The organism is Pseudomonas aeruginosa, assembly GCF_001457615.1.
Lineage (GTDB): Bacteria > Pseudomonadota > Gammaproteobacteria > Pseudomonadales > Pseudomonadaceae > Pseudomonas > Pseudomonas aeruginosa.
The window spans coordinates 4,464,441-4,485,416 of record NZ_LN831024.1; the positions used below are offsets into that span (position 1 = coordinate 4,464,441).

Here is a 20,976-nt window from a genome sequence, read left to right on the forward strand (position 1 = left end):
TCAGGGGGCCTCGGTAATCAACCCGACGTTGGGCACACCGGCCTGCTGCAAGGCACCCATGGCGCCAACCACCGCACCATAGTTCACCGCCTTGTCGCCGCGGATGAATACCTGGGTGTCCGGACGGGCACTCATGATCTTGGTGACTGCATCGGTCATCTGTTCCAACGACACGGCACTATCGGTCTGTTTTTCAGTATCCACTTCGCTGCCGACGTTCCAGTAATAGGAACCGTCGGCCTTCACCGAAAGGGTCAGGACCTGCTTGTTGTTGTCCTGAGGCAACGCCTCGCTGGACACCTTCGGCAGGTCGACCTTGACCCCCTGGTTGAGCATCGGTGCGGTCACCATGAAAATCACCAGCAGTACCAGCATCACGTCGATGTAAGGCACTACGTTCATTTCCGCGACCGGCTTGCGCTTGTGACGAACCCTTGCCATATCGGCTTACCTCTCAGTCGTCTTAGTCGTCGCTGGTGTGCACCTTGCGGTGCAGGATGGCCTGGAACTCGTCGGCGAAGGTGTAGTAACGACCGATCAGCATCTCAGAACGTGCGGAGAAGCGGTTGTAGGCGATGACCGCCGGGATCGCGGCGAACAGGCCGATGGCGGTAGCGATCAGCGCTTCGGCGATACCCGGGGCGACGGTGGCCAGGGTTGCCTGCTGCACGGTGGCCAGGCCACGGAAGGAGTTCATGATACCCCAGACGGTACCGAACAGGCCGACGTACGGGCTGGTGGAACCGACGGTTGCCAGGAATGGCAGGCTGGCTTCGAGTTTCTCCTCCTCACGGGAGATGGCCACACGCATGGCGCGCGCCACGCCCTCCATCACCGCATCGGGATCGACGCCGGGCTGCTGGCGCAGACGGGAAAACTCCTTGAAGCCGGCACGGAAGATCTGCTCGACGCCGGAGTCCGGGTCCGGATTGCTACCGGCCTGGCGGTACAGCTTGGACAGGTCGATGCCCGACCAGAAGCGTTCTTCGAAAGCATCCAGTGCCTTCTTGGCGGCGCGCATGGCATTGCCGCGCTGGAAAATCATGATCCAGGATGTGACCGAGGCGGCCACGAGGGTCAGCATGACCAGCTGCACCACGATACTGGCGTTGCTGATCAGGCTCCACATGGAGGTATGGTCGACGACGTTCGGTTCCACTTTAATCTCCTGCTGAAAAAGAATCCGGGCTTCCGGCAAAAGCCGCACGCAACGTTTCGGGGATAGCACGTGGCTTCAGGGTGTCCGCTCGCACGCACGCCACCAGGAACCGCCCCTCGCAGAGCAGGACGGAGTCCGACGCTCGACGAACCTGTTGACGAAACTTCAGGCTCGCCCGGTTCAACTCCTCGACCTCGGCGCTGACAAGCAGTTCATCATCGAGCTTGGCCGGGGCGTGGTAACGCGCCTCGGCGGAGTGCACGACGAACAGCAGATTGTCGCCGACCAGTTGCGATTGGGCGAACCCCAAAGCTCGCAGCCGCTCGGTCCGAGCCCGTTCCATGAACTTGAGATAGTTGACGTAATAGACGATGCCGCCGGCATCCGTGTCCTCGTAATAGACCCGGAAACGCTGCTGGAACGGCTTTCCCCCGTGTTGCGCGCGCATACTCTAGAACCAAGTCCCGGCTTTGCCAATCGGCAATCGCCCACAAATGCAATTAATTACCATCTTCAGACGTGAACAGATCCGTCGTCACCCCCGGCCCCAACCTTTTCGGAATATTCAGGCCAAAGTGCAGGTACGCATGGCGTGTTACCACGCGCCCCCGCGGTGTCCGCATGATGTAGCCCTGCTGGATCAGATAGGGCTCCAGTACATCTTCGATCGTGTGCCGCTCCTCGCTCAACGCCGCAGCCAAGTTGTCGATTCCTACAGGCCCGCCATCGAACTTGTCGATCATGGTCAGCAACAGACGACGGTCGAGGTGGTCGAAGCCACGCTCGTCGACATCGAGCAGGTTCAATGCCTTGTCGGCGATCACCCGGGTAATGTCGCCCTGCCCCCGGACCTCGGCGAAGTCGCGTACCCGGCGCAGCAGGCGATTGGCGATTCGCGGCGTACCGCGGGCGCGCTTGGCGATTTCCGCCGCGCCCTGCGGCTCGATCTCCAGGCCGAGAATGCCGGCCGACCGACTGACGATGGTCGCCAGGTCCTCGACGTTGTAGAACTCCAGGCGCTGGACGATACCGAAGCGATCGCGCAGTGGATTGGTCAGCATGCCGGCACGGGTGGTCGCGCCGACCAGGGTGAACGGCGGCAGGTCCAGCTTGATGGAGCGGGCCGCGGGCCCTTCGCCGATCATGATGTCCAGCTGGAAATCTTCCATGGCCGGATACAGCACTTCTTCGACGATGGGCGAAAGACGGTGGATCTCGTCGACGAACAGGACGTCGCCGGCCTCCAGGTTGGTCAGCAACGCGGCGAGATCGCCGGGACGCTCGAGCACCGGCCCGGAAGTACTCTTGATGGAAACGCCCATTTCCTGGGCGATGATATTCGCCAGGGTCGTCTTGCCCAGCCCCGGCGGACCGAAGATCAGCGTATGGTCGAGCGCCTCCTGGCGGCCGCGCGCGGCATGGATGAACAGCTCCATCTGCTCGCGCACGCTGGGCTGGCCGATGTAGTCGGCCAGCTTCAGCGGGCGAATGGCACGGTCCAGCTGCTCATCGCGTTCGCGACCGGAAACGGCGGATATGAGGCGATCAGGCTCGATCATCGGGCGCCACCTAGACCATGCCCTTCAGGGCCTGGCGGATCATTTCTTCGCTGGACAAATCCTCTCCCGGTACGGCTGCGACGGCACGACTGGCTTCCTGTGGCTTGAAGCCGAGGGCGATCAGCGCGCTGACTGCATCGGCCTCGGCGCTTGAGACTGTAGCGCTGGCACGGGGTTCCATCACCAACGGTGCAATCGTGGGCATGTTTTCCCAAGCCTTGAAGCGGTCCTTCAACTCCACCAGCAGGCGCTCGGCGGTCTTCTTGCCAACACCGGGGATCTTCACCAGGGTGGAGGTGTCCTGTGCCTGGACGCAACGCACCAGTTCGTCCACTTCCAGGCCCGACATCAGCGCCAGGGCCAGTTTCGGACCCACGCCGTTGAGCCGGATCAGCTCACGGAACAGCTCTCGCTCGCGCTTTTCGGCGAAGCCATAGAGCAAGTGCGCATCCTCACGCACAACCAGATGGGTATGCAAGGTCACCGGCTCGCCCAGCGAAGGCAACCGATAGAGGGTCGTCATCGGCACTTCCACTTCATAGCCGACGCCATTCACATCGAGGATCAGGTGTGGCGGCTGTTTCTCCGCCAGGGTGCCACGCAAGCGTCCGATCACGAAGAGCTTTCCTTATTCAAAGACGCAGGCGCCCGCCACGTCGGCGTGCGCCCACCAGGCCATGGGGGACCAGACTCTGTTGGGTATGGGCATGACACAGGGCGATGGCCAGGGCGTCGGAAGCATCTATCTGCGGTTTCTGGGTCAGCTTCAACAGATGCATGACCATCATCTGCACCTGCTGCTTGTCTGCACCGCCGGTCCCCACGACTGCCTGCTTGACCTGCGAGGCGGTGTACTCCGCCACGCTCAACCCCTCCTCCATTGCCGCGACGATGGCCGCCCCCCGCGCCTGCCCCAGCTTCAGGGCCGAATCGGCGTTGCGCGCCATGAACACCTGCTCGATGCTCAGGGCCGTCGGGCCATGGGTGCGGATCACCTCGCGGACGCTGCGAAACACCACGTGTAGACGCTCGTGCAAGGGGCCATTACCGGTCCGTATACATCCGGACGCCACGTATTCGCAACCGCGCGCCGTTTCCCGCACCACGCCGAAGCCGGTGATGCGCGAGCCCGGGTCAATCCCTAGAATCAAAGTCATAAGCTGGATACTAAAAGCCGGAAGCGGGGTTCGAACGCATCAAGCGTACCCCACTTCCGGCTTCGCGTTATCGCTCCGATCGGCTCAGCCGAGCTGCGCCATCACGTCGTCCGGGATATCGGCATTGGAATAGACGTTCTGCACGTCGTCCAGGTCCTCGAGCATGTCGATCAGCTTGAGCACCTTCTGCGCGGTTTCCAGGTCCAGGGTCGCGGTGGTCGAAGGGATCATGGTGACTTCGGCTTCGTCGCCCTTGAATCCGGCGGCGGCCAGCGCCTCGTTCACCGAAATGAAGTCGGCGAAGGTGGTGAACACGTCGATGGAGCCATCGTCGTTGACTACCACGTCATCGGCGCCAGCCTCCAGGGCCGCATCCATCAGCGCTTCCTCGTCCACGCCGGGAGCGAAGCTGATCTGTCCCTTGCGCTCGAACATGTAGGCGACCGAACCATCGGTGCCCAGGTTGCCGCCACACTTGCTGAAGGCATGACGCACTTCGGCAGCGGTACGGTTGCGGTTGTCGGTCATCGCCTCGACGATGATCGCTACGCCGCTCGGCGCATAACCTTCATAGGAAAGCTCGACCATGTTGTCGGCATCGTTGGAGCCGACGCCGCGCGCAATGGCACGATCGATGGTATCGCGGGTCATGTTGGCGGTCAGCGCCTTGTCCACGGCCAGGCGCAGACGCGGGTTGTCCGCCGGGACGCCGCCGCCCTGCCTTGCAGCGACGGTCAGCTCACGGATCAGCTTGGTAAAGATCTTGCCTTTCTTGGCATCTTGCCGCTCTTTGCGGTGCTTGATGTTGGCCCATTTAGAATGACCAGCCATAACTCACTCCGTATTGCTCTCTCGGCAGGAGGCGCCGCAAGCGGCGCCTCCGCGGGTTGATTCGAATCACTCGGCCTTCGGCTGCTCGCGCAGGCGAATGTGCAGCTCGCGCAGGGCCTTGCCGTCCACGGAACCCGGTGCCTGGGTCATGACGTCGCCAGCGCTCTGGGTCTTCGGGAAGGCGATCACTTCGCGGATAGACGATGCACCGGTCATCAGCATGACCAGGCGATCCAGGCCGAAGGCCAGGCCGCCATGCGGCGGCGCACCGTACTTGAGCGCGTCGAGCAGGAAGCCGAATTTCTCTTCCTGTTCCGCCTCGTCGATGCCCAGCACACGGAACACCGCCTGCTGCATGGACTTGTCATGGATACGGATGGAACCGCCACCCAGCTCGGTACCGTTGAGCACCATGTCGTAGGCGCGGGAAAGCGCCGCGCCCGGATTGGCCTCAAGCTCGGCCGGGGTGCACTTGGGCGAGGTGAACGGGTGGTGCAGCGCGGACAGCGAGCCGTCGTCGTTCTCCTCGAACATCGGGAAGTCCACGACCCACATGGGCGCCCACTCCCGGGTGAGCAGCTTGAGGTCATGGCCGACCTTGATACGCAGCGCGCCCAGGGCATCGCAAACGATCTTGGCCTTGTCGGCACCAAAGAACACGATGTCGCCGTCGACCGCGCCAACGCGATCGAGGATCACGTTCAGGTTGGCCTCGGGGATAAACTTCACGATCGGCGACTGCAGACCTTCCACGCCCTTGGCGCGCTCGTTGACCTTGATGTAGGCCAGGCCCTTGGCACCATAGATGCCGACGAACTTGGTGTAGTCGTCGATCTGGCTGCGCGGCATGGAGGCGGCGCCCGGCACACGCAGGGCGGCGACACGCCCCTTCGGATCGTTGGCCGGACCGGAGAAGACCTTGAACTCCACTTCCTTCAACTGGTCGGCGACGTCCACCAACTCCAGCGGGATGCGCAGGTCGGGCTTGTCCGAACCGTAGCGGCGCATGGCCTCTTCGAACGGCATGTGCGGGAACTCGTCGAACTCGACATCCAGCACTTCCTTGAACAGCTGGCGCACCATCTTCTCGGTGATGCCGATGATGTCGCTCTCGTCGAGGAAGCTGGTCTCGATGTCGATCTGGGTGAATTCCGGCTGGCGGTCGGCACGCAGGTCCTCGTCACGGAAGCACTTGGCGATCTGGTAGTAGCGATCGAAGCCGGCGACCATCAGCAGTTGCTTGAACAACTGCGGCGACTGCGGCAGGGCGAAGAAGTGGCCCGGGTAGGTACGGCTCGGCACCAGGTAGTCGCGCGCGCCTTCCGGCGTCGGCCGGCCGAGGATCGGGGTCTCGACGTCGAGGAAGCCGTTGTCGTCCAGGTAGCGGCGAATGCTGCTGGTGATGCGCGCGCGCAGCTTCAGCTTGGCGGCCATCTCCGGACGACGCAGGTCGATGAAGCGGTAGCGCAGGCGGGTTTCCTCGCCCACATCGGAGTATTCATCCAACGGGAACGGCGGAGTCTCGGCCTGGTTCAGCACTTCCAGTTCGTAGCCCAGTACCTCGATGGAGCCAGACGCCATGTTCGGGTTGCGCGCGCCTTCAGGGCGCAGGCGCACCTTGCCGGTGATCTTCACCACGAACTCGCTGCGCACCCGGTCGGCCTTGGCGAAGGTTTCCGCACGGTCCGGATCGAACACCACCTGGGCCAGCCCCTCGCGATCGCGCACATCGAGGAAGATCACTCCACCATGGTCGCGGCGGCGGTGAACCCAACCGCAAAGGGTGACTTCCTGGCCGTCCAGGCTCTCGTTCAGTTGGCCGCAATAGTGGCTGCGCATCATGGTGTGGTTCGCTTCTCGTAAGTCTTGGATTCTGTGGAGCCGCCGGCTGCCTGGCGACCATTGCCGGGCTCTCGCCGGCCCTGACCGAGCACCGGAACCATCGGTACGCCCCCGGAAGGACATCTCCCGCGCTGCCCGGTGAACGGCAACGGCGAAGCACCCGCATCCGGGCTCACTTCGCATTGAAGGCGGGGATTATAGCCTGAAAAATCCATGGCTTGCAGCCAGCCCCGCCGGCCTGTCACGCGGGAAGCCAGGCCGTTGAACGGAAGCATTTCGCCTCCCCCTGCGAACCATTCGCTTGACCGGGCAGTCGGAATAGATTCTCCCTATCGCCGCCTTTGACATAGACCAAGAGCGCTGGGAAAAACCCTGTGTTAGCCTCACTCCAACTGTTTCGGAGTGCCCCATTCACAAGGCCGACTGAAAGGAGAACGCCATGGAAATCAATATCGGAATCGGCGAACAGGATCGCGCAGCCATTGCCGAGGGCCTGTCGCGGCTACTGGCCGACACCTACACCCTCTACCTGAAAACCCACAACTTCCACTGGAACGTCACCGGCCCGATGTTCAACACGCTGCACCTGATGTTCGAAGGCCAGTACACCGAACTGGCCGTTGCCGTAGACGACATCGCCGAGCGCATCCGGGCCCTGGGCTTCCCGGCGCCCGGCACCTACGCCGCCTACGCCCGCCTCTCGTCCATCAAGGAGGAGGAAGGCGTTCCGGAAGCCGAGGAGATGATCCGGCAACTGGTCCAGGGTCAGGAAGCCGTGGTGCGCACCGCCCGCAGCATCTTCCCGCTGCTGGACAAGGTCAGCGACGAACCCACCGCCGACCTGCTCACCCAACGTATGCAGGTGCATGAAAAGACCGCCTGGATGTTGCGCAGCCTTCTTGCCAGCTGATCGTCGATCGCTCGATAGAAAGCGGGGCCCGCCTCAGGGTCCCGCCCTCCCCCCTCCGGCGCCAACCGCTTGATTTGAGTAGCCTCCTGCTTTCCTGTTAAATAGCCGCCGTGCGTCACGCGCATAGGCCGGCCGTCCTTCCGCACCTTTCGTTTCATGCACCGAAGCGCTGTCCGGCTACTTGATCGTTACCCCATCAAGGTGAACTCATTGACATGTTGAAAATCGTCCTTCTGGTCACGGGCGTCGCCGCCCTATTGCTGTCCTTCATTCCCAGCCTAAGAACCGAAGCCACACCCTTCCTGCAACATCCCGATGCCATCTACCTGGCCATTCTGGGCCTGATCAACCTGCTCTTCGCTCCCGTACTGCAATCGTCACATCCAACCCGCCCGCTGCAGGCCGGCGCAGCCGCCCTGCTGGTCCTGGGCGTCGTCCTGCAGGCACTGATCCTGCTGGCGCCGCTGCCGACCATCGCCGACCAGCCGGCGATCGTCCTGCCCCTGCTAAGCCTGGTGCTGGCCACGGCCCTGCAACTGGCGGGCAGCCTGAAACCCGGCAAACCGGTCTCGCGCAGCGCCAGCGCCCCGGCAGCCCTCGGCGGCAGCCAGGACAGCGGCAACCGGGAGACCGGTACCGTGAAGTGGTTCAACACCTCAAAAGGTTTCGGCTTCATTTCCCGCGATTCGGGCGAGGACATCTTCGTCCACTTCCGAGCGATTCGCGGCGAAGGCCACCGCATCCTCATCGAAGGCCAGCGCGTGGAGTTCTCGGTGGTACAACGGGACAAGGGCCTGCAGGCGGAAGACGTGATCGCCTCCCGCCGCTGACCGCCGCGAAAAACAGAAAACCCGCCGAACGGCGGGTTTTTTGTGCATTCAATAATGGGGAGGAGGCGCTTCGTCTTCCCCCGCCTCGCCCACCAGCCCCTGGACGTCTTCCAGACGCTTGATCAATGCCGCGACCTGAAGCTGCAGTCGCTCGATGCTGCGCTGCTGCTCGACCACCACATCGTTGAGAGCCTGCAAAGTGTCATCCTGGAAAGCCTGGCGGCATTCCAGGTCATCCATGCGCGCGTCCAGCTCCATCTAGGCCTCCCCGGCAAAACGGAAGCCGTCGGTCAGCACCATCCGCAACTTGCCGCGGATCGCCTCGACCTGCTCGGAAGAATAAGGCCGAGCCGGATGGCGCCCCCAGACAGGGCCGGGCCAGGCGTCGTCACCACGTCGCCGGACGATCACGTGCATGTGAAGCTGGCTGACCACATTGCCCAGGTTAGCGACATTCATCTTGTCCGCACGGAAGGTGTCCTTGAGGACCTCTGCCAGCAGCGTGGCCTCGCGCCACAGCGCCTGCCGGTCATCGACATCGAGCTGGAACAGCTCGGTGACATCCTCCCGCCTCGGCACCAGGATGAACCACGGATAGCGGGCATCGTTCATCAGCAGCAGGCGGCTGAGGGGAAAGTCGCCGAGCAACAGGGTGTCCTGCTCCAGCCGGGGATCCAAAGCGAACATACTGACCTCTCCTGTTCGACCGTCGTTCATGGACAGCTTAGCCCCTCCCTCCGGGAAGGGCCCCGCCGTAACTGCCGCGCAGGATACTTCGCCGCCCGGCCAAAGCAAGCCCACACATCCGCCCGCCCCAGCTTGGCGCGCCTCTCCAGCCGAACGCCCCATAAGATGCCGGCCAAATGAATACAGCGCGACGCCGAACATAAGACATGCCGTGGATACAAACGCATTCGCCACAGACAACTCGATGGCAACCAACCCTTGAAGCAGACGGATTACAATCAGGTTTCAAAGCATAATTCGTTTGCTTTCAAACAGAATAGCCTCGCTCTCGAAGAGACCAACTGGAATACATAGGCGAAGCCATTTTCCAATTTGTGCACGGAGTTTGCTTATACCTCTTTCATCACAGTAAGAGGGGCCGTACGGAACATGACATTTTTATTACAAGGCCCCGCCAATCGGAAAAAGCGACTTGAGAAGCGACCTCAACAAGAGTGACCAACCCCGCGACATACGTCATTTTTTCAACTGCGCACCTACGCAGATGCGACATGCGTCATGCAATTTTGCGACAGCACGGTAAAGAATCCGTCGCTTCGGAACCTCAACTATCGCCAAGAAACACTGCGTGCTATAAGTTAGCGCCGACAAGAAGAACTAGCCGTCACTGCGGCACTGTGATGGCAGAGATAATTTCAAAACCAAAGGAGCAATCACAATGAAAGTGATGAAGTGGAGCGCCATTGCACTGGCGGTTTCCGCAGGTAGCACTCAGTTCGCCGTGGCCGACGCATTCGTCAGCGATCAGGCCGAAGCGAAGGGGTTCATCGAAGACAGCAGCCTGAACCTGCTGCTCCGCAACTACTATTTCAACCGTGACGGCAAGGAAGGTCGGGGTGATCGCGTCGATTGGACCCAGGGCTTCCTCACCACCTACGAATCCGGCTTCACTCAAGGCACCGTGGGCTTCGGCGTCGATGCCTTCGGCTACCTGGGCCTGAAGCTCGACGGCACCTCCGACAAGACCGGCACCGGCAACCTGCCGGTGATGAACGACGGCAAGCCGCGCGATGACTACAGCCGCGCCGGCGGCGCCGTGAAGGTGCGCATCTCCAAGACCATGCTGAAGTGGGGCGAGATGCAACCGACCGCCCCGGTCTTCGCCGCTGGCGGCAGCCGCCTGTTCCCGCAGACCGCGACCGGCTTCCAGCTGCAGAGCAGCGAATTCGAAGGGCTCGACCTCGAGGCAGGCCACTTCACCGAGGGCAAGGAGCCGACCACCGTCAAATCGCGCGGTGAGCTCTACGCCACCTACGCCGGCCAGACAGCCAAGAGCGCCGACTTCGCTGGCGGCCGCTACGCGATCACCGACAACCTCAGCGCCTCCCTCTATGGCGCAGAGCTGAAAGACATCTATCGCCAGTACTACCTGAACACCAACTACACCATCCCGCTGGCCTCCGATCAATCGCTGGGCTTCGACTTCAACATCTACCGCACCACCGACGAAGGCAAGTCCAAGGCTGGCGACATCAGCAACACCACCTGGTCCCTGGCGGGCGCGTATACCCTGGACGCCCACACCTTCACCCTGGCCTACCAGCAGGTGCATGGCGACGAGCCGTTCGACTACATCGGCTTCGGCGGCAACGGTTCCGGCGCCGGCGGCGACTCGATCTTCCTCGCCAACTCCGTCCAGTACTCCGACTTCAACGGTCCTGGCGAGAAATCCTGGCAGGCCCGCTACGACCTGAACCTGGCCTCCTACGGCGTTCCTGGCCTGACCTTCATGCTGCGTTACATCAATGGTAAGGACATCGACGGTACCAAGGTCGATTCCAGCTCCTCCTATGCAGGCCTGTACGGCGAGGATGGCAAGCACCACGAAACCAACCTCGAAGCCAAGTACGTGGTCCAGTCCGGTCCGGCCAAGGACCTGTCGTTCCGCATCCGCCAGGCCTGGCACCGTGCCAACGCCGACCAGGGCGAAGGCGACCAGAACGAGTTCCGCCTGATCGTCGACTATCCGCTGTCGATCCTGTAATCGACCGACAGGCAACGAAAAAACCCGGCATCGCCGGGTTTTTTCTTCTTGGCGGCAACGCGCCTATAAAGGAAGGGCGTAGGTACCGGTGACATGGGCCACCAGGTCTTCCTCATTACTCTGCGAAAACACCCCGACCTCGCAGACGACCTGGCGCCGCCCCAGCTTGAGGATGCTCGCCTCGGCCAACAGGTCCTCGGGCCTGGGCTTGCTGAGGAAGTTGATGTTCAGGTTCGAGGTCACGGCCATCTCGACCGCCCCGAGACGCCCGAGAATGACCGCGTACATCGCCGCGTCGGCCAGCGCCATGATGGTCGGGCCGGACAGCGTTCCACCGGGACGCACCAGCTTGCCGTGAAAAGGTATGCGCGCCAGCGCATGTCGTTCGTCGAGACGCTCGACACGAAAATCGATGTCCTCGGCCATGGGCAGCCCCATGCGGATCAACGCCTGTACCTGCGTCGCGTTCATTGCCTGCTGACTCCTCATCATCGATGGCCGGCGCCCTGTACGCAGCCAGACCGGCACCGTACAATGCCCAGCCATTCCTCCCGATACAACCGACATAACGGCCAAAGATGCGTACCAGTCAGTATCTGCTTTCCACGCTCAAAGAAACCCCCGCCGACGCGGTGGTAATCAGCCATCAACTGCTGCTTCGCGCCGGCATGATCCGTCGCCTGGCCTCGGGTCTCTACACCTGGCTGCCAATGGGCCTGCGGGTACTGCGCAAGGTCGAGACCATCGTCCGCGAGGAAATGAACGCTGCCGGCGCCCTGGAAGTGCTGATGCCGGCGGTGCAGCCGGCCGAGCTGTGGCAGGAGTCGGGGCGCTGGGAGCAATACGGCCCTGAGCTGCTGCGCCTGAAGGACCGCCACGAGCGCGAATTCTGCGTAGGCCCAACCCACGAAGAAGTGATCACCGACCTCGCGCGCAACGAGCTGAACAGCTACAAGCAACTGCCGATCAACTTCTATCAGATCCAGACCAAGTTCCGCGATGAGATCCGCCCGCGCTTCGGCCTGATGCGCGGACGCGAATTCATCATGAAGGACGCCTATTCCTTCCACCTGAGCCAGGACTCGCTGCAGCAGACCTACGACGGGATGTACCAGGCGTACAGCAAGATCTTCTCCCGCCTCGGCCTGGATTTCCGTCCCGTGCAAGCCGACAACGGCTCCATCGGCGGCAGCGGCTCCCATGAGTTCCACGTGCTGGCCAACTCCGGCGAGGACGATATCGTCTTCAGCGACAGCTCCGACTACGCCGCGAACATCGAGAAGGCCGAAGCCGTGCCGCGCGAGAGCGCCCGCGGCAGCGCCACCGAGGACATGCGCCTGGTCGACACGCCCAACACCAAGACCATCGCGGCCCTGGTGGACGGCTTCCAGCTACCGATCGAGAAAACCATCAAGACCCTGGTGGTGCATGGCGCCGAAGAAGGCACCCTGGTCGCCCTGATCGTCCGCGGTGATCACGAGCTCAACGAAATCAAGGCCGCCAACCAGCCGCTGGTCGCCAGCCCGCTGGTATTCGCTTCGGAGGCCGAGATCCGTGCCGCCATCGGCGCCGGCCCCGGCTCGCTGGGCCCGGTCAACCTGCCGATCGCCTGCATCGTCGACCGCTCCGTCGCCCTGATGAGCGATTTCGCCGCTGGCGCCAACATCGAGGACAAGCACTACTTCGGCGTGAACTGGGAGCGCGACCTGCCGCTGCCCGAGGTCGCCGACCTGCGCAATGTCGTCGAAGGCGACCCCAGCCCGGACGGCAAGGGCACCCTGGTGATCAAGCGCGGCATCGAGGTCGGTCATATCTTCCAGCTTGGCACCAAGTACAGCGAAGCGATGAAGCTGAGCGTCCTGAGCGAACAGGGCAAGCCGGTCAACCTGATCATGGGCTGCTACGGCATCGGCGTATCCCGCGTGGTCGCCGCCGCCATCGAGCAGAACCATGACGAGCGCGGCATTCTCTGGCCAAGCGCACTGGCGCCGTTCCAGATCGCCCTGGTACCGCTGAAGTACGAAACCGAGAGCGTCAAGCAGGCGACCGACAAGCTCTATGCCGAGCTGACCGCAGCCGGTTTCGAAGTGCTGCTGGACGATCGCGACAAGAAGACCAGCCCCGGGGTGAAGTTCGCCGACATGGAGCTGATCGGCATTCCCCACCGCATCGTGATCAGCGACCGCGGCCTCAGCGAAGGCGTCCTGGAATACAAGGGCCGCCGCGACAGCGAGTCGCAGAACCTGCCGATCGGCGAACTGATGTCGTTCATCACCGAAAAACTCAGCCGCTGAGCGTAACGATGCCCACCGGAAGACCCCTGCGCCTATTCGCCGCCGCCCTGTGCGGCGGCCTTCTGCTGAGCGGCTGCGCCAACCAGTTGCCGCAGCGTAGCGAGCATGAGGAGCGCGTCGAGCGGAAGCTGCTCGAACACACCCTGCAAGTCGATGTCGGCCAGCCCGATGTGCTCGAACTGCCGCAGCGCCGGGTCCGGATCAACGACCAGAAGTCCTTCGAGGTCACCGAGTTCGAGGTGACGCGCCGTTACGACCGCTATACGCCGTACCAGGCCTGGCGGGAGATCTACGAGATCCCGTTGGGCGCGGTGGCGCTGGTGGCCGGCGTCGGAGCGAACATCGTCAACGTGGTGACCTTCGGCAGCGTACCGGACAACATCACCCACGGCTGGATCAACTACGGACTGGCCGGGGTGAATCCGTTCATGAACGTGGAATCCAACGGTCGCGCCGAACAGAATCTCGCGAGCATCGACGAGAAACAGCGCGACAAGCGCCTGGAATACTCCAGCCTGCCCTGGGCGGAGCGTCCGGTCCTGGTCAGTTCCGGCAAGGAACTCAACGAACTGCTTACCGACCGTCATGGCGTGCTGCGCCTCAACCTGCTCGACAGCCCCTTCGCCGAACAGGACATCAGCCGCATCTCGCAGATACACCTTTCGGTGAGCGACCCACAGGATGGTACCCGCGCCGATGCCAGCCTCCGCGTCAGCCGCAGCCTGCGCGGCAAGCTCCTGGAAGCTCACGCCCTGATCTATGACGACCTGGAAGGCGATGACGTCCACCACTGGGTCCATCGGGTGAAACGCCTCGCGGAGCTGGGCCTGGAAGAAGAAGCCAGCGAACTGGAACAGAGCCTGATCGAGCTCACGCGCAACGACCCCGAACTGCAGCAGCAGTTTATGCATGCCCTGCTCCGGGATGCCGGTCGCCTGGCCGCGGACCCTGGCGAGACGCCCTGACGGCGAACTCGCCTCGTCAGCGACGGACGACGAAGCCAGCGATCCCCTGCAGCGGCATTTGCTCGACCTCGACCGCAGAGACCTCCGCGTGCCGCGGGCCCCGCCCCAGCCATCGCTCCAGGGCTTTCGCCCGGTCCTCCTCGCCCTCCCAGACGACTTCGACACGCCCGTCATCCAGGTTTCGCACCCAACCGTCGAGTTCGAGGCGATCAGCCTCTTCCCGGGTCGCCTGACGGAAACCGACGCCCTGTACCCGGCCGCCGACATAGGCATGCAAGCAGATCCTCGCCATCAGCGTCCCTCCCGCAAAGCCTCGAGCTGTTTCAATATGCCATCGGCCGTCTGCTCGCCCAGCAGACGCTGACGCATTTCCCCCCGAGCATCGACGATATAGGTGACGGGCAACGCTTCGCTGCGAGGGAGCTTGAAGCGAGGCGCCGGATCATCGGCCAGCACGGTGAAGCGAATCCCCATGCCATCGGCCGACTTCTTCAACTCGGCATCGCGCAGGCCATCGAAATTCACGCCAATGACGCGCCCGCCCTGCCCTTCCAGCACCTGCGCAAGGCGATTCATCTCCGGAATCTCGGTCCGGCAGGGCGCGCACCAGTCAGCCCAGTAATTGACCACCAGCCAATGCCCGTCCAACTGCTCCGCAGCGACAGGACGCCCGTCCTGGTCGACTCCGTAATCCGCCGAACAGCCCGCGAGAAACAACACCGCAGCAGCGCCCAGCGGGCGTAGCCAACTCCCCATGTCAGGAACCTCTCGAGTCAGGAAAACTTCGGCCGGACCAGGGCAACCCGGCGCGGCACTATGGCGAGACCTTACTGGAAGCCATCCACCTCTGCAAAACCGAGTGGAGACGAATATGGGAAGAAGAAGCCCCGATACTTCCTACAAGGCACAAAGTGCGAGAAGAGTCACGACGATCGCCGTCGAACCGCACAGTTTGACGCAAAGGACCACCCCTATAATCCGCGTGCCACACACGACACGACGACTCAACCGGCCGTATGCCCAGGCATCGGCAGGATCGACTTGGGGAGAAGTCGAGAGCGACGAGTCCGAAGCCCTTTTAAACGGACACACTGCTGCTTATGAAAGACCATCTGATCGGAAGCGTCCCCGCACACCTGGTGGATGCCGCACGCCCGACCCTGACAGCCCACGAGGGCCTGGTCGCGGACTACAACTTTGCCGCCTGGCTACATCTTCCGGATGCCTGCGACCTGCTGGTGTCACTGGTGGTCAGCTATCTGGATGGCGGGCGCCAGCGCGAAGTGGCGGTGGATCACGGACGAATCGACCGCCAGCAACGCATCCTGCTTTCCGGCATTGCCCGCCTGCCCGTACGGCAGAAAGTGGAGAACATGCAGGTACGCCTGAAGTCGGCGACGGCCTTTTCCCGACTGGTCGTGGAGGAGTTCTTCGTACAAGCGGTGGAGCAGGAAAACAGGTCCCAGCAGGTGTCCGAAGCTTGAGCCGGATCGCTCAGCCCTGGCGCACCTGATCGAGCAGGGGTTCGTCCCGCGCTTTCTCAGGCGACGGTTCGCTGACGCTGCGCGCCGGCACCAGCGACTCCGGCCAACTGCTGAACTGCAGCCCGGTAATCCGGTTCAAACGCTCAAGCGCTGCCTGCTCATCCTTGTGATGCAAATGGACGACCTTGTTCGACATTGGGAGCATGAACGGGAACCTCGGCGGAACTACGGAGTGAAACGACTGTCACACGAGGGTTTGCCAGAAGCGTGCCAACAGCGCTTTCCCTGCGCTTGCTGGGGTTCCTCCGGCAGCATGCAGCGCCTCATGCACATCGTTCGCCGCAAACTGACACTTTACGTCACCTTCGCTCCCGAGGTTCCGTCCGCCAGCCAGTGGGCCAGGCTTTCTCCGAACAGCGCCTCCTGCTCCACCTGCAAGCGCTCCATGGCCTGCTGGAACGGCGGATACCACGCCTCGTCCAGATTCGCAGGCATGCGCTCTCGGCTAGGCATGGGCCAGGGGCAGCGATTCAGCAAGCGATGCAGACTGTAGGCGCCAAGATCCCGGCACAGCACCCACTCGCCTCCGCCGGCGCGGCAGACGAACTGCTCCTTCTCGAGAAAGTCCAGCAGTTCCTCCCACTCATCCTCGGGCAACAGCCAACCCGCACGATGCAAGTGGGTCAGGCGCAGCGACTGTCCAAGCTGCTGGCGCTGGTGGAACACCCTCAGCACGCCGAGCAGGACGATCAGCTTGGGCAGCGAGCGCCGCCGCCAGAGACGGGAAGAAGAGAGATTGCAGACCAGCACCGCGCCGAACAGAACGATCATCCAGGAAAGATAGATCCACAGCAGGAAGATAGGCACGGTGGCGAAGGCACCGTAGATCAACTGGTAGCCGGGAAACAGGCTTACGTACAGCCCGAACAGGGTTTTCGCGGCTTCGAACAGTACCGCGGTGAACACGCCGCCCATCAGGGCATGGCGCACCGGGACCCGGGCGTTCGGGACCGCCGAATAGAGCAGGGTGAAGGCCGCCACGCTGAACGCCAGCGGCATCAGCCCCAGCAGCGTCTCTGCGCCCGGCAACGCGTCCGGGCCATGGAGCAGCGACAGCGAAGTGATGTAGGTGGTCACGGCGAAGCCGGCCCCCAGCAACAATGGGCCCAGGCTGAGGATCGCCCAGTAGAGGAGGAACCGCCCGACACCGCGGCGTGGCTGGCGAACCCGCCAGATCTCGTTGAAGGCTTTCTCGATGGTCACCAGCATGGTGAAGGCGGTGACTGCCAGAAAGACCACCCCGACCCAGGTCAGGTGCCGGGCCTGGGTGGTGAAACTCTTCAGGTAGGTTTCCACCGCTTCTCCAGCGGAAGGCACGAAATTGCGAAAGATGAAAGTCTGGATCGACTCGCCCATGCCATGGAATGCCGGAATCAGCGAAAGCATGGAAAACATCACCGTCATCATCGGCACTACCGCGAACAACGTGGTGTAGGTCAGCGCCGCCGCGCTGTTGGGAGCCTTGTCGGTGACGAAGCGATGAGCGAGGAAGCGAGCGAACTCGACCCCATCGTTGAAATGTTCGCGCATGCCCTCTCCTTGAAGTCGCGCCGGTTCTTCGCCTCTCGGGGCGGTACTTCGCGCCGACGGGTTCAGTCCTGGTCGACGAGGCGGTTAGAATAGCCGTCACTTCACCGGCCATGCGACCCCTGACATGAGCGAACTGATCCTGTTGCACAATCCGCGCTGCTCGAAATCCCGCGCAGCGCTCGAACTGCTCGAAGCCCGCGGCCTGCAACCGCAGGTGGTGCGCTATCTGGAAACCCCGCCGAGCGCCGCCGAGCTGAAAGCGATCCTGGCCAAGCTCGGCATTCCCGCCCGCCAGTTGCTGCGGACCGGGGAGGACGAATACAAGGCCCTCGGCCTGGATGAGCCCAGTCTTGGCGAAGAGGCCATCATCGAGGCAATGGCCAGGCATCCGAAGCTGATCGAGCGCCCGGTGCTGGTCGCGGGTGACAAGGCGGTGGTTGGCCGGCCTCCGGAAAGAGTCCTGGAGATCCTCGCTTGAGCAGTCCCTACATCCTGGTGCTGTACTACAGTCGCCATGGCGCTACCGCGGAAATGGCCCGGCAGATCGCCCGTGGCGTCGAACAGGGCGGCTTCGAGGCGCGCGTACGCACGGTTCCCGCGGTATCCACCGAATGCGAAGCGGTCGCCCGGACATCCCCGCGGAGGGGGCGCTGTACGCAACCCTGGAGGACCTGAAGAACTGCGCGGGCCTGGCCCTCGGCAGCCCGACCCGCTTCGGCAACATGGCTTCCCCGCTGAAATACTTCCTCGACGGTACCAGTAGCCTATGGCTGACCGGCGGTCTGGTCGGCAAGCCGGCAGCGGTCTTCACCTCCACCGCCAGCCTGCACGGCGGCCAGGAGACCACTCAGTTATCGATGCTGTTGCCGTTGCTGCACCACGGCATGCTGGTCCTGGGCATTCCCTACAGCGAACCCGCCCTGCTGGAAACCCGCGGCGGCGGCACGCCTTACGGCGCCAGCCACTTCGCCGGCGCCGATGGCAAGCGCAGCCTCGATGAGCACGAACTGACCCTGTGTCGCGCGCTGGGCAAACGCCTGGCGGAAACCGCCGGCAAGCTGGGGAGTTGAAATGGCCCGCAAGAACAAACCGCTGCCCGAAGTAGCGTGGCTGCAGCCGCGCCTGGCGCTCAGCCGCGCCATCAGCCTGGGAAGCTTCGTCGGCCTGGTCCTGCTCATCCTCATTCGCGACCTGATCTACGCGGACGCCCATGGTGCGGCGAGCTGGGTGCCCTGGCTGGTCCTCGCCTTCAAGCTGCTGCCGCTGCTGGTGGTGGCCCCCGGACTGCTCATGGGCAGCGCGCGCGGGCATGCCTGGGCCTGCTACGTGGTCAACCTGTATTTCATCCTCGGCGTACTCGCCGCCTTCGATCCCACGCAGCGCCTGTTCGGCTGGGCCGAAGTGCTACTCAGCGTGACCTTGTTCTGCGCCGCGCTGCTCTATACGCGCTGGCGATTCCAGTACGACCGACGGGTCGCCGGGGAACGCTGATGGTAAGGCAGGAGCCCCCTCCTGCCCTGCCGACCGCCGGGAAGCCTGCGGACAGCGCTCCAGTATTGCCGGCGCATGGATGGAGAGACGGATAGAAGGCGGTCACTTCCTGCCGCAAGCGAAACCCAAGGACTGCGGCACGGCCATGCGGGAGTTCGCCGACGGACTGTCGACGCTTACCAGCCGAGGGTTTCCTTGAGGAAAGGAATGGTCAGCTTGCGCTGAGCCTGGAGCGAAGCGCGATCCAGTTGCTCCAGCAGATCGAACAGAGAGTTCATGCTGCGCGAACCGCGGTTGAGGATGAAACGACCGACTTCATCGGTCAGATGCAGGCCACGACGGGATGCCCGCAGTTGCAGGGCACGAAGCTTGTCCTCGTCGGAAAGACCGTGCAACTGGAAGATCAGCGCCATGGTGAGGCGGGACTTCAGGTCCGGCAGCTTGACCTGCAGCTCCCGGGGCGACTTCGATGCCGCCAGCAGCAGGCGCCGACCGGTATCGCGCAGTCGATTGAACAGGTGGAACAGCCCCTCTTCCCACTCTCGCTTGCCAACCAGCACATCCAGGTCGTCGATGCAGACCAGCTCGCACTGCTCGAGATCGTCGAAGATTTCCGGGCCGTACTGCACCAGATCGGCCATCGGCAGGTAGATGGTTCGCTCTTCGAACTGCTCGAAACGCAAGCAGGCCGCCTGCAACAGGTGGCTGCGGCCGACGCCGTCGTGTCCCCAGAGGTAGATGAGGCTTTCCGCCCAGCCAGCCTCGGCTTCGCACAAACGCTCGACATATCCCAGTGCCGCGGCATTGGCACCGGGATAGTAGTTGGCGAAGGTGGCGTCGTCGCGCAGACGCACACTGAGGGGAAGCTGAATAGGTTTCATGCCAGGCTGGGCGGACAATCCGAAAACGCCGCAGGAGTCACCGTAAAGGCTGCAAAGTTTATACGCCTCGGCAAGGCCGCACAATGAGCAACTAGGCAAGCAAAATCAAAGGTTTGCCGATAGCCGAGGCTCCTTGCCCAGAGCATCGGCCGGTCGCACGCCGGCCCGCTCCGTTGCATAGAAGCGGATCGGCGCGCCGACTCACTGCCAGCGGAAATTCAGTTGGGTCGACGACGGCACCGCCGCGCTGGGCGCTGCGGGCTGGCCGGAGGCATCCAGCGGTACGCTGTCGGCCGGGATTTCCTGCAACTGCGCCAGGCCCAGCTGGGCACGCAATTGCTCGGGACTGGCCTTCACGGAATAGTCGAGGCGATCGCCCCGCACGCCTACCAGACGCGCGCCGAACGGATCGAGCAGGCGTTGCAACTCGGCATAGCGTGCCAGTGTCGCGCCCTGGACCTGGAGGGTCAGGCCGGTCGCCGCTCCCGGAGTGGCAACGAAACGAGTGGACAGGCGGTTGCCGACGGCCAGCATCACGCTGTCTGCCAACGCGTCGGGCGTAGCGCCTTCAGCCTGGCCTTGCTCTCGCGAATCGCCCATCCACAGCCGCCATTGCGCCTGCCATTTGCCGTCCGCCTCCTTGGCGTCCACTGCCAGCAAGGCATCGGCGGCATAACGCTCGGAGGCTGCGCGCAGGGCATCGGGTTGGGCGGCGGTGAGGTTTTCCGGGGTACCGACGATCTGTTCGTCGAGATCCGCCAGAGGCAGGCGCAACGGCAAGCCGCGGTTCTGCGCCGCACGCTTGAGCGGTTCGGCCGAGGCCTGGTTGTCACCGACCAGGGAGCTGCCATCGGCGCTTTCGTTCAGCCACCAGGCCAGCACCGCCGGCCGGTTGGCGCCCCAGCTCGGCAGGCCGGCGGCCCGCAGCGCATTACCGGTGGCGGTCGGATCGAAATCGACCACCAGCGCCAGCGGCGGACCATTTTCGAAGGCGTACTGGCTGATCAGTTGCTGCGGATCCTTCAGGTACCCCGCCAATGCCGGGTTCTGCGGCGCCTGCGGATTGCCAGTCAGGCGCACCAGCAGGGTCTGCAGGGCTCGCACCAGTCCGGCATCGCGCTCCCCGGGCTGCTGCGACGAAACCGGCTCGTGGACCTGGTAGAGATTGGGGACCGTTGCCGCGAAGACGGGCAAGCCTAGCAGGGAAAAACAGAGAACGAAGAGTCGGGCTATGCGCATGGAGGGCTCTCGA

25 protein-coding genes and 1 pseudogene are annotated in these 20,976 nt (G+C 63.2%); 9 read left to right on the forward strand and 17 right to left on the reverse strand.

Translation table 11 applies throughout. The annotated features are described in order from the left end of the window. The 8 genes from tolR to aspS form a co-directional block, all read right to left on the reverse strand. A complete protein-coding gene (gene tolR, locus AT700_RS20455; RefSeq protein ID WP_003086126.1) occupies positions 1 to 441 on the reverse strand; it encodes a protein TolR in 441 nt (146 codons plus the stop codon). 22 nt (positions 442 to 463) lie between these two features. Continuing rightward, the gene (gene tolQ, locus AT700_RS20460; protein ID WP_003086125.1) at positions 464 to 1,159 is read right to left on the reverse strand and encodes a protein TolQ; all 696 of its coding nucleotides are present in this window, start codon (positions 1,157 to 1,159) and stop codon (positions 464 to 466) included. Between the two features lies 1 nt (position 1,160). Continuing rightward, the gene (gene ybgC, locus AT700_RS20465; RefSeq protein WP_003086124.1) at positions 1,161 to 1,607 is read right to left on the reverse strand and encodes a tol-pal system-associated acyl-CoA thioesterase; all 447 of its coding nucleotides are present in this window, start codon (positions 1,605 to 1,607) and stop codon (positions 1,161 to 1,163) included. 52 nt (positions 1,608 to 1,659) lie between these two features. Continuing rightward, the gene (gene ruvB / locus AT700_RS20470; RefSeq protein WP_003086123.1) at positions 1,660 to 2,718 is read right to left on the reverse strand and encodes a Holliday junction branch migration DNA helicase RuvB; all 1,059 of its coding nucleotides are present in this window, start codon (positions 2,716 to 2,718) and stop codon (positions 1,660 to 1,662) included. A 10-nt stretch (positions 2,719 to 2,728) separates the two neighbouring features. Then, complete coding sequence (ruvA, locus tag AT700_RS20475) at positions 2,729 to 3,334, reverse strand: Holliday junction branch migration protein RuvA (RefSeq protein ID WP_048521348.1); 606 nt, start codon at positions 3,332 to 3,334, stop codon at positions 2,729 to 2,731. 16 nt (positions 3,335 to 3,350) lie between these two features. Beyond that, positions 3,351 to 3,875 (reverse strand): crossover junction endodeoxyribonuclease RuvC, encoded by a 525-nt coding sequence (gene ruvC / locus AT700_RS20480; RefSeq protein WP_003112575.1) that lies wholly within the window; start codon positions 3,873 to 3,875, stop codon positions 3,351 to 3,353. A gap of 84 nt (positions 3,876 to 3,959) precedes the next feature. Beyond that, positions 3,960 to 4,706 carry a YebC/PmpR family DNA-binding transcriptional regulator gene (locus AT700_RS20485; RefSeq protein ID WP_003086107.1) on the reverse strand — a complete coding sequence of 249 codons (747 nt, stop codon included), beginning with the start codon at positions 4,704 to 4,706 and terminating at the stop codon, positions 3,960 to 3,962. Between the two features lie 66 nt (positions 4,707 to 4,772). After that, positions 4,773 to 6,548 carry an aspartate--tRNA ligase gene (gene aspS / locus AT700_RS20490; protein WP_003123218.1) on the reverse strand — a complete coding sequence of 592 codons (1,776 nt, stop codon included), beginning with the start codon at positions 6,546 to 6,548 and terminating at the stop codon, positions 4,773 to 4,775. Positions 6,549 to 6,987: 439 nt separating this feature from the next. Between aspS and AT700_RS20495 the strand changes: the two genes are divergently transcribed. Next, positions 6,988 to 7,458 carry a Dps family protein gene (locus AT700_RS20495; RefSeq protein ID WP_003086103.1) on the forward strand — a complete coding sequence of 157 codons (471 nt, stop codon included), beginning with the start codon at positions 6,988 to 6,990 and terminating at the stop codon, positions 7,456 to 7,458. A 215-nt stretch (positions 7,459 to 7,673) separates the two neighbouring features. Next, positions 7,674 to 8,288 (forward strand): cold-shock protein, encoded by a 615-nt coding sequence (locus AT700_RS20500; protein ID WP_003106665.1) that lies wholly within the window; start codon positions 7,674 to 7,676, stop codon positions 8,286 to 8,288. 48 nt (positions 8,289 to 8,336) lie between these two features. On the opposite strand, the gene AT700_RS20505 is transcribed toward AT700_RS20500, so the two are convergent. Further along, positions 8,337 to 8,546: a SlyX family protein gene (locus tag AT700_RS20505; RefSeq protein WP_003086099.1), complete on the reverse strand. Its 210-nt coding sequence runs from the start codon at positions 8,544 to 8,546 to the stop codon at positions 8,337 to 8,339. Then, complete coding sequence (locus AT700_RS20510) at positions 8,547 to 8,975, reverse strand: HIT family protein (protein ID WP_003107742.1); 429 nt, start codon at positions 8,973 to 8,975, stop codon at positions 8,547 to 8,549. It lies immediately after the preceding gene. Positions 8,976 to 9,693: 718 nt separating this feature from the next. Here AT700_RS20510 and AT700_RS20515 point away from each other — a divergent pair. Further along, positions 9,694 to 11,019: an OprD family porin gene (locus AT700_RS20515; RefSeq protein ID WP_003107743.1), complete on the forward strand. Its 1,326-nt coding sequence runs from the start codon at positions 9,694 to 9,696 to the stop codon at positions 11,017 to 11,019. Between the two features lie 63 nt (positions 11,020 to 11,082). Here AT700_RS20515 and AT700_RS20520 read toward each other — a convergent pair whose 3' ends face one another. Beyond that, entirely contained in the window at positions 11,083 to 11,490 is a 408-nt protein-coding gene (locus AT700_RS20520; protein ID WP_048521356.1) for a PaaI family thioesterase, read from the reverse strand. A gap of 107 nt (positions 11,491 to 11,597) precedes the next feature. On the opposite strand from AT700_RS20520, the gene AT700_RS20525 reads away from it, so the two are divergent. Beyond that, positions 11,598 to 13,313 (forward strand): proline--tRNA ligase, encoded by a 1,716-nt coding sequence (locus tag AT700_RS20525; RefSeq protein ID WP_003102377.1) that lies wholly within the window; start codon positions 11,598 to 11,600, stop codon positions 13,311 to 13,313. 8 nt (positions 13,314 to 13,321) lie between these two features. After that, positions 13,322 to 14,278, forward strand: a complete 957-nt coding sequence (locus AT700_RS20530; protein WP_003102379.1) for a hypothetical protein — start codon at positions 13,322 to 13,324, stop codon at positions 14,276 to 14,278. A 16-nt stretch (positions 14,279 to 14,294) separates the two neighbouring features. Here AT700_RS20530 and AT700_RS20535 read toward each other — a convergent pair whose 3' ends face one another. Then, positions 14,295 to 14,570 carry an acylphosphatase gene (locus AT700_RS20535; RefSeq protein ID WP_003102385.1) on the reverse strand — a complete coding sequence of 92 codons (276 nt, stop codon included), beginning with the start codon at positions 14,568 to 14,570 and terminating at the stop codon, positions 14,295 to 14,297. After that, the gene (locus AT700_RS20540) at positions 14,570 to 15,034 is read right to left on the reverse strand and encodes a TlpA disulfide reductase family protein (protein ID WP_003102387.1); all 465 of its coding nucleotides are present in this window, start codon (positions 15,032 to 15,034) and stop codon (positions 14,570 to 14,572) included. The genes AT700_RS20535 and AT700_RS20540 overlap by 1 nt, the downstream gene beginning before the upstream one ends. A gap of 344 nt (positions 15,035 to 15,378) precedes the next feature. Between AT700_RS20540 and AT700_RS20545 the strand changes: the two genes are divergently transcribed. Further along, on the forward strand, positions 15,379 to 15,762 hold the full coding sequence (locus AT700_RS20545; RefSeq protein WP_048521359.1) for a hypothetical protein: 384 nt from the start codon (positions 15,379 to 15,381) through the stop codon (positions 15,760 to 15,762). Positions 15,763 to 15,772: 10 nt separating this feature from the next. Here the strand turns inward: AT700_RS20545 and AT700_RS20550 are convergent, their stop codons facing one another. Both AT700_RS20550 and AT700_RS20555 read right to left on the reverse strand, forming a co-directional pair. Further along, positions 15,773 to 15,958, reverse strand: coding sequence for a hypothetical protein (locus AT700_RS20550; RefSeq protein WP_003112577.1), 186 nt, complete (start codon positions 15,956 to 15,958; stop codon positions 15,773 to 15,775). A gap of 158 nt (positions 15,959 to 16,116) precedes the next feature. After that, on the reverse strand, positions 16,117 to 17,352 hold the full coding sequence (locus AT700_RS20555) for a YihY family inner membrane protein (protein ID WP_003117099.1): 1,236 nt from the start codon (positions 17,350 to 17,352) through the stop codon (positions 16,117 to 16,119). A gap of 124 nt (positions 17,353 to 17,476) precedes the next feature. Here AT700_RS20555 and arsC point away from each other — a divergent pair, with 124 nt between their 5' ends. From arsC to AT700_RS20570, 3 genes and pseudogenes are all read left to right on the forward strand, one after another. Then, the gene (gene arsC / locus AT700_RS20560; protein ID WP_003112580.1) at positions 17,477 to 17,830 is read left to right on the forward strand and encodes an arsenate reductase (glutaredoxin); all 354 of its coding nucleotides are present in this window, start codon (positions 17,477 to 17,479) and stop codon (positions 17,828 to 17,830) included. Beyond that, positions 17,827 to 18,422 (forward strand): annotated as a pseudogene (wrbA, locus tag AT700_RS20565) (NAD(P)H:quinone oxidoreductase). Before arsC ends, wrbA begins: the two are co-directional and overlap by 4 nt. A 1-nt stretch (position 18,423) precedes the next feature. Next, complete coding sequence (locus tag AT700_RS20570; RefSeq protein WP_003086072.1) at positions 18,424 to 18,843, forward strand: DUF2069 domain-containing protein; 420 nt, start codon at positions 18,424 to 18,426, stop codon at positions 18,841 to 18,843. A gap of 176 nt (positions 18,844 to 19,019) precedes the next feature. Here AT700_RS20570 and hda read toward each other — a convergent pair whose 3' ends face one another. Then, entirely contained in the window at positions 19,020 to 19,724 is a 705-nt protein-coding gene (gene hda, locus AT700_RS20575) for a DnaA regulatory inactivator Hda (RefSeq protein ID WP_003102398.1), read from the reverse strand. A gap of 201 nt (positions 19,725 to 19,925) precedes the next feature. Then, the gene (locus AT700_RS20580; protein ID WP_003102400.1) at positions 19,926 to 20,963 is read right to left on the reverse strand and encodes a DUF2066 domain-containing protein; all 1,038 of its coding nucleotides are present in this window, start codon (positions 20,961 to 20,963) and stop codon (positions 19,926 to 19,928) included. Positions 20,964 to 20,976: the final 13 nt, after the last annotated feature.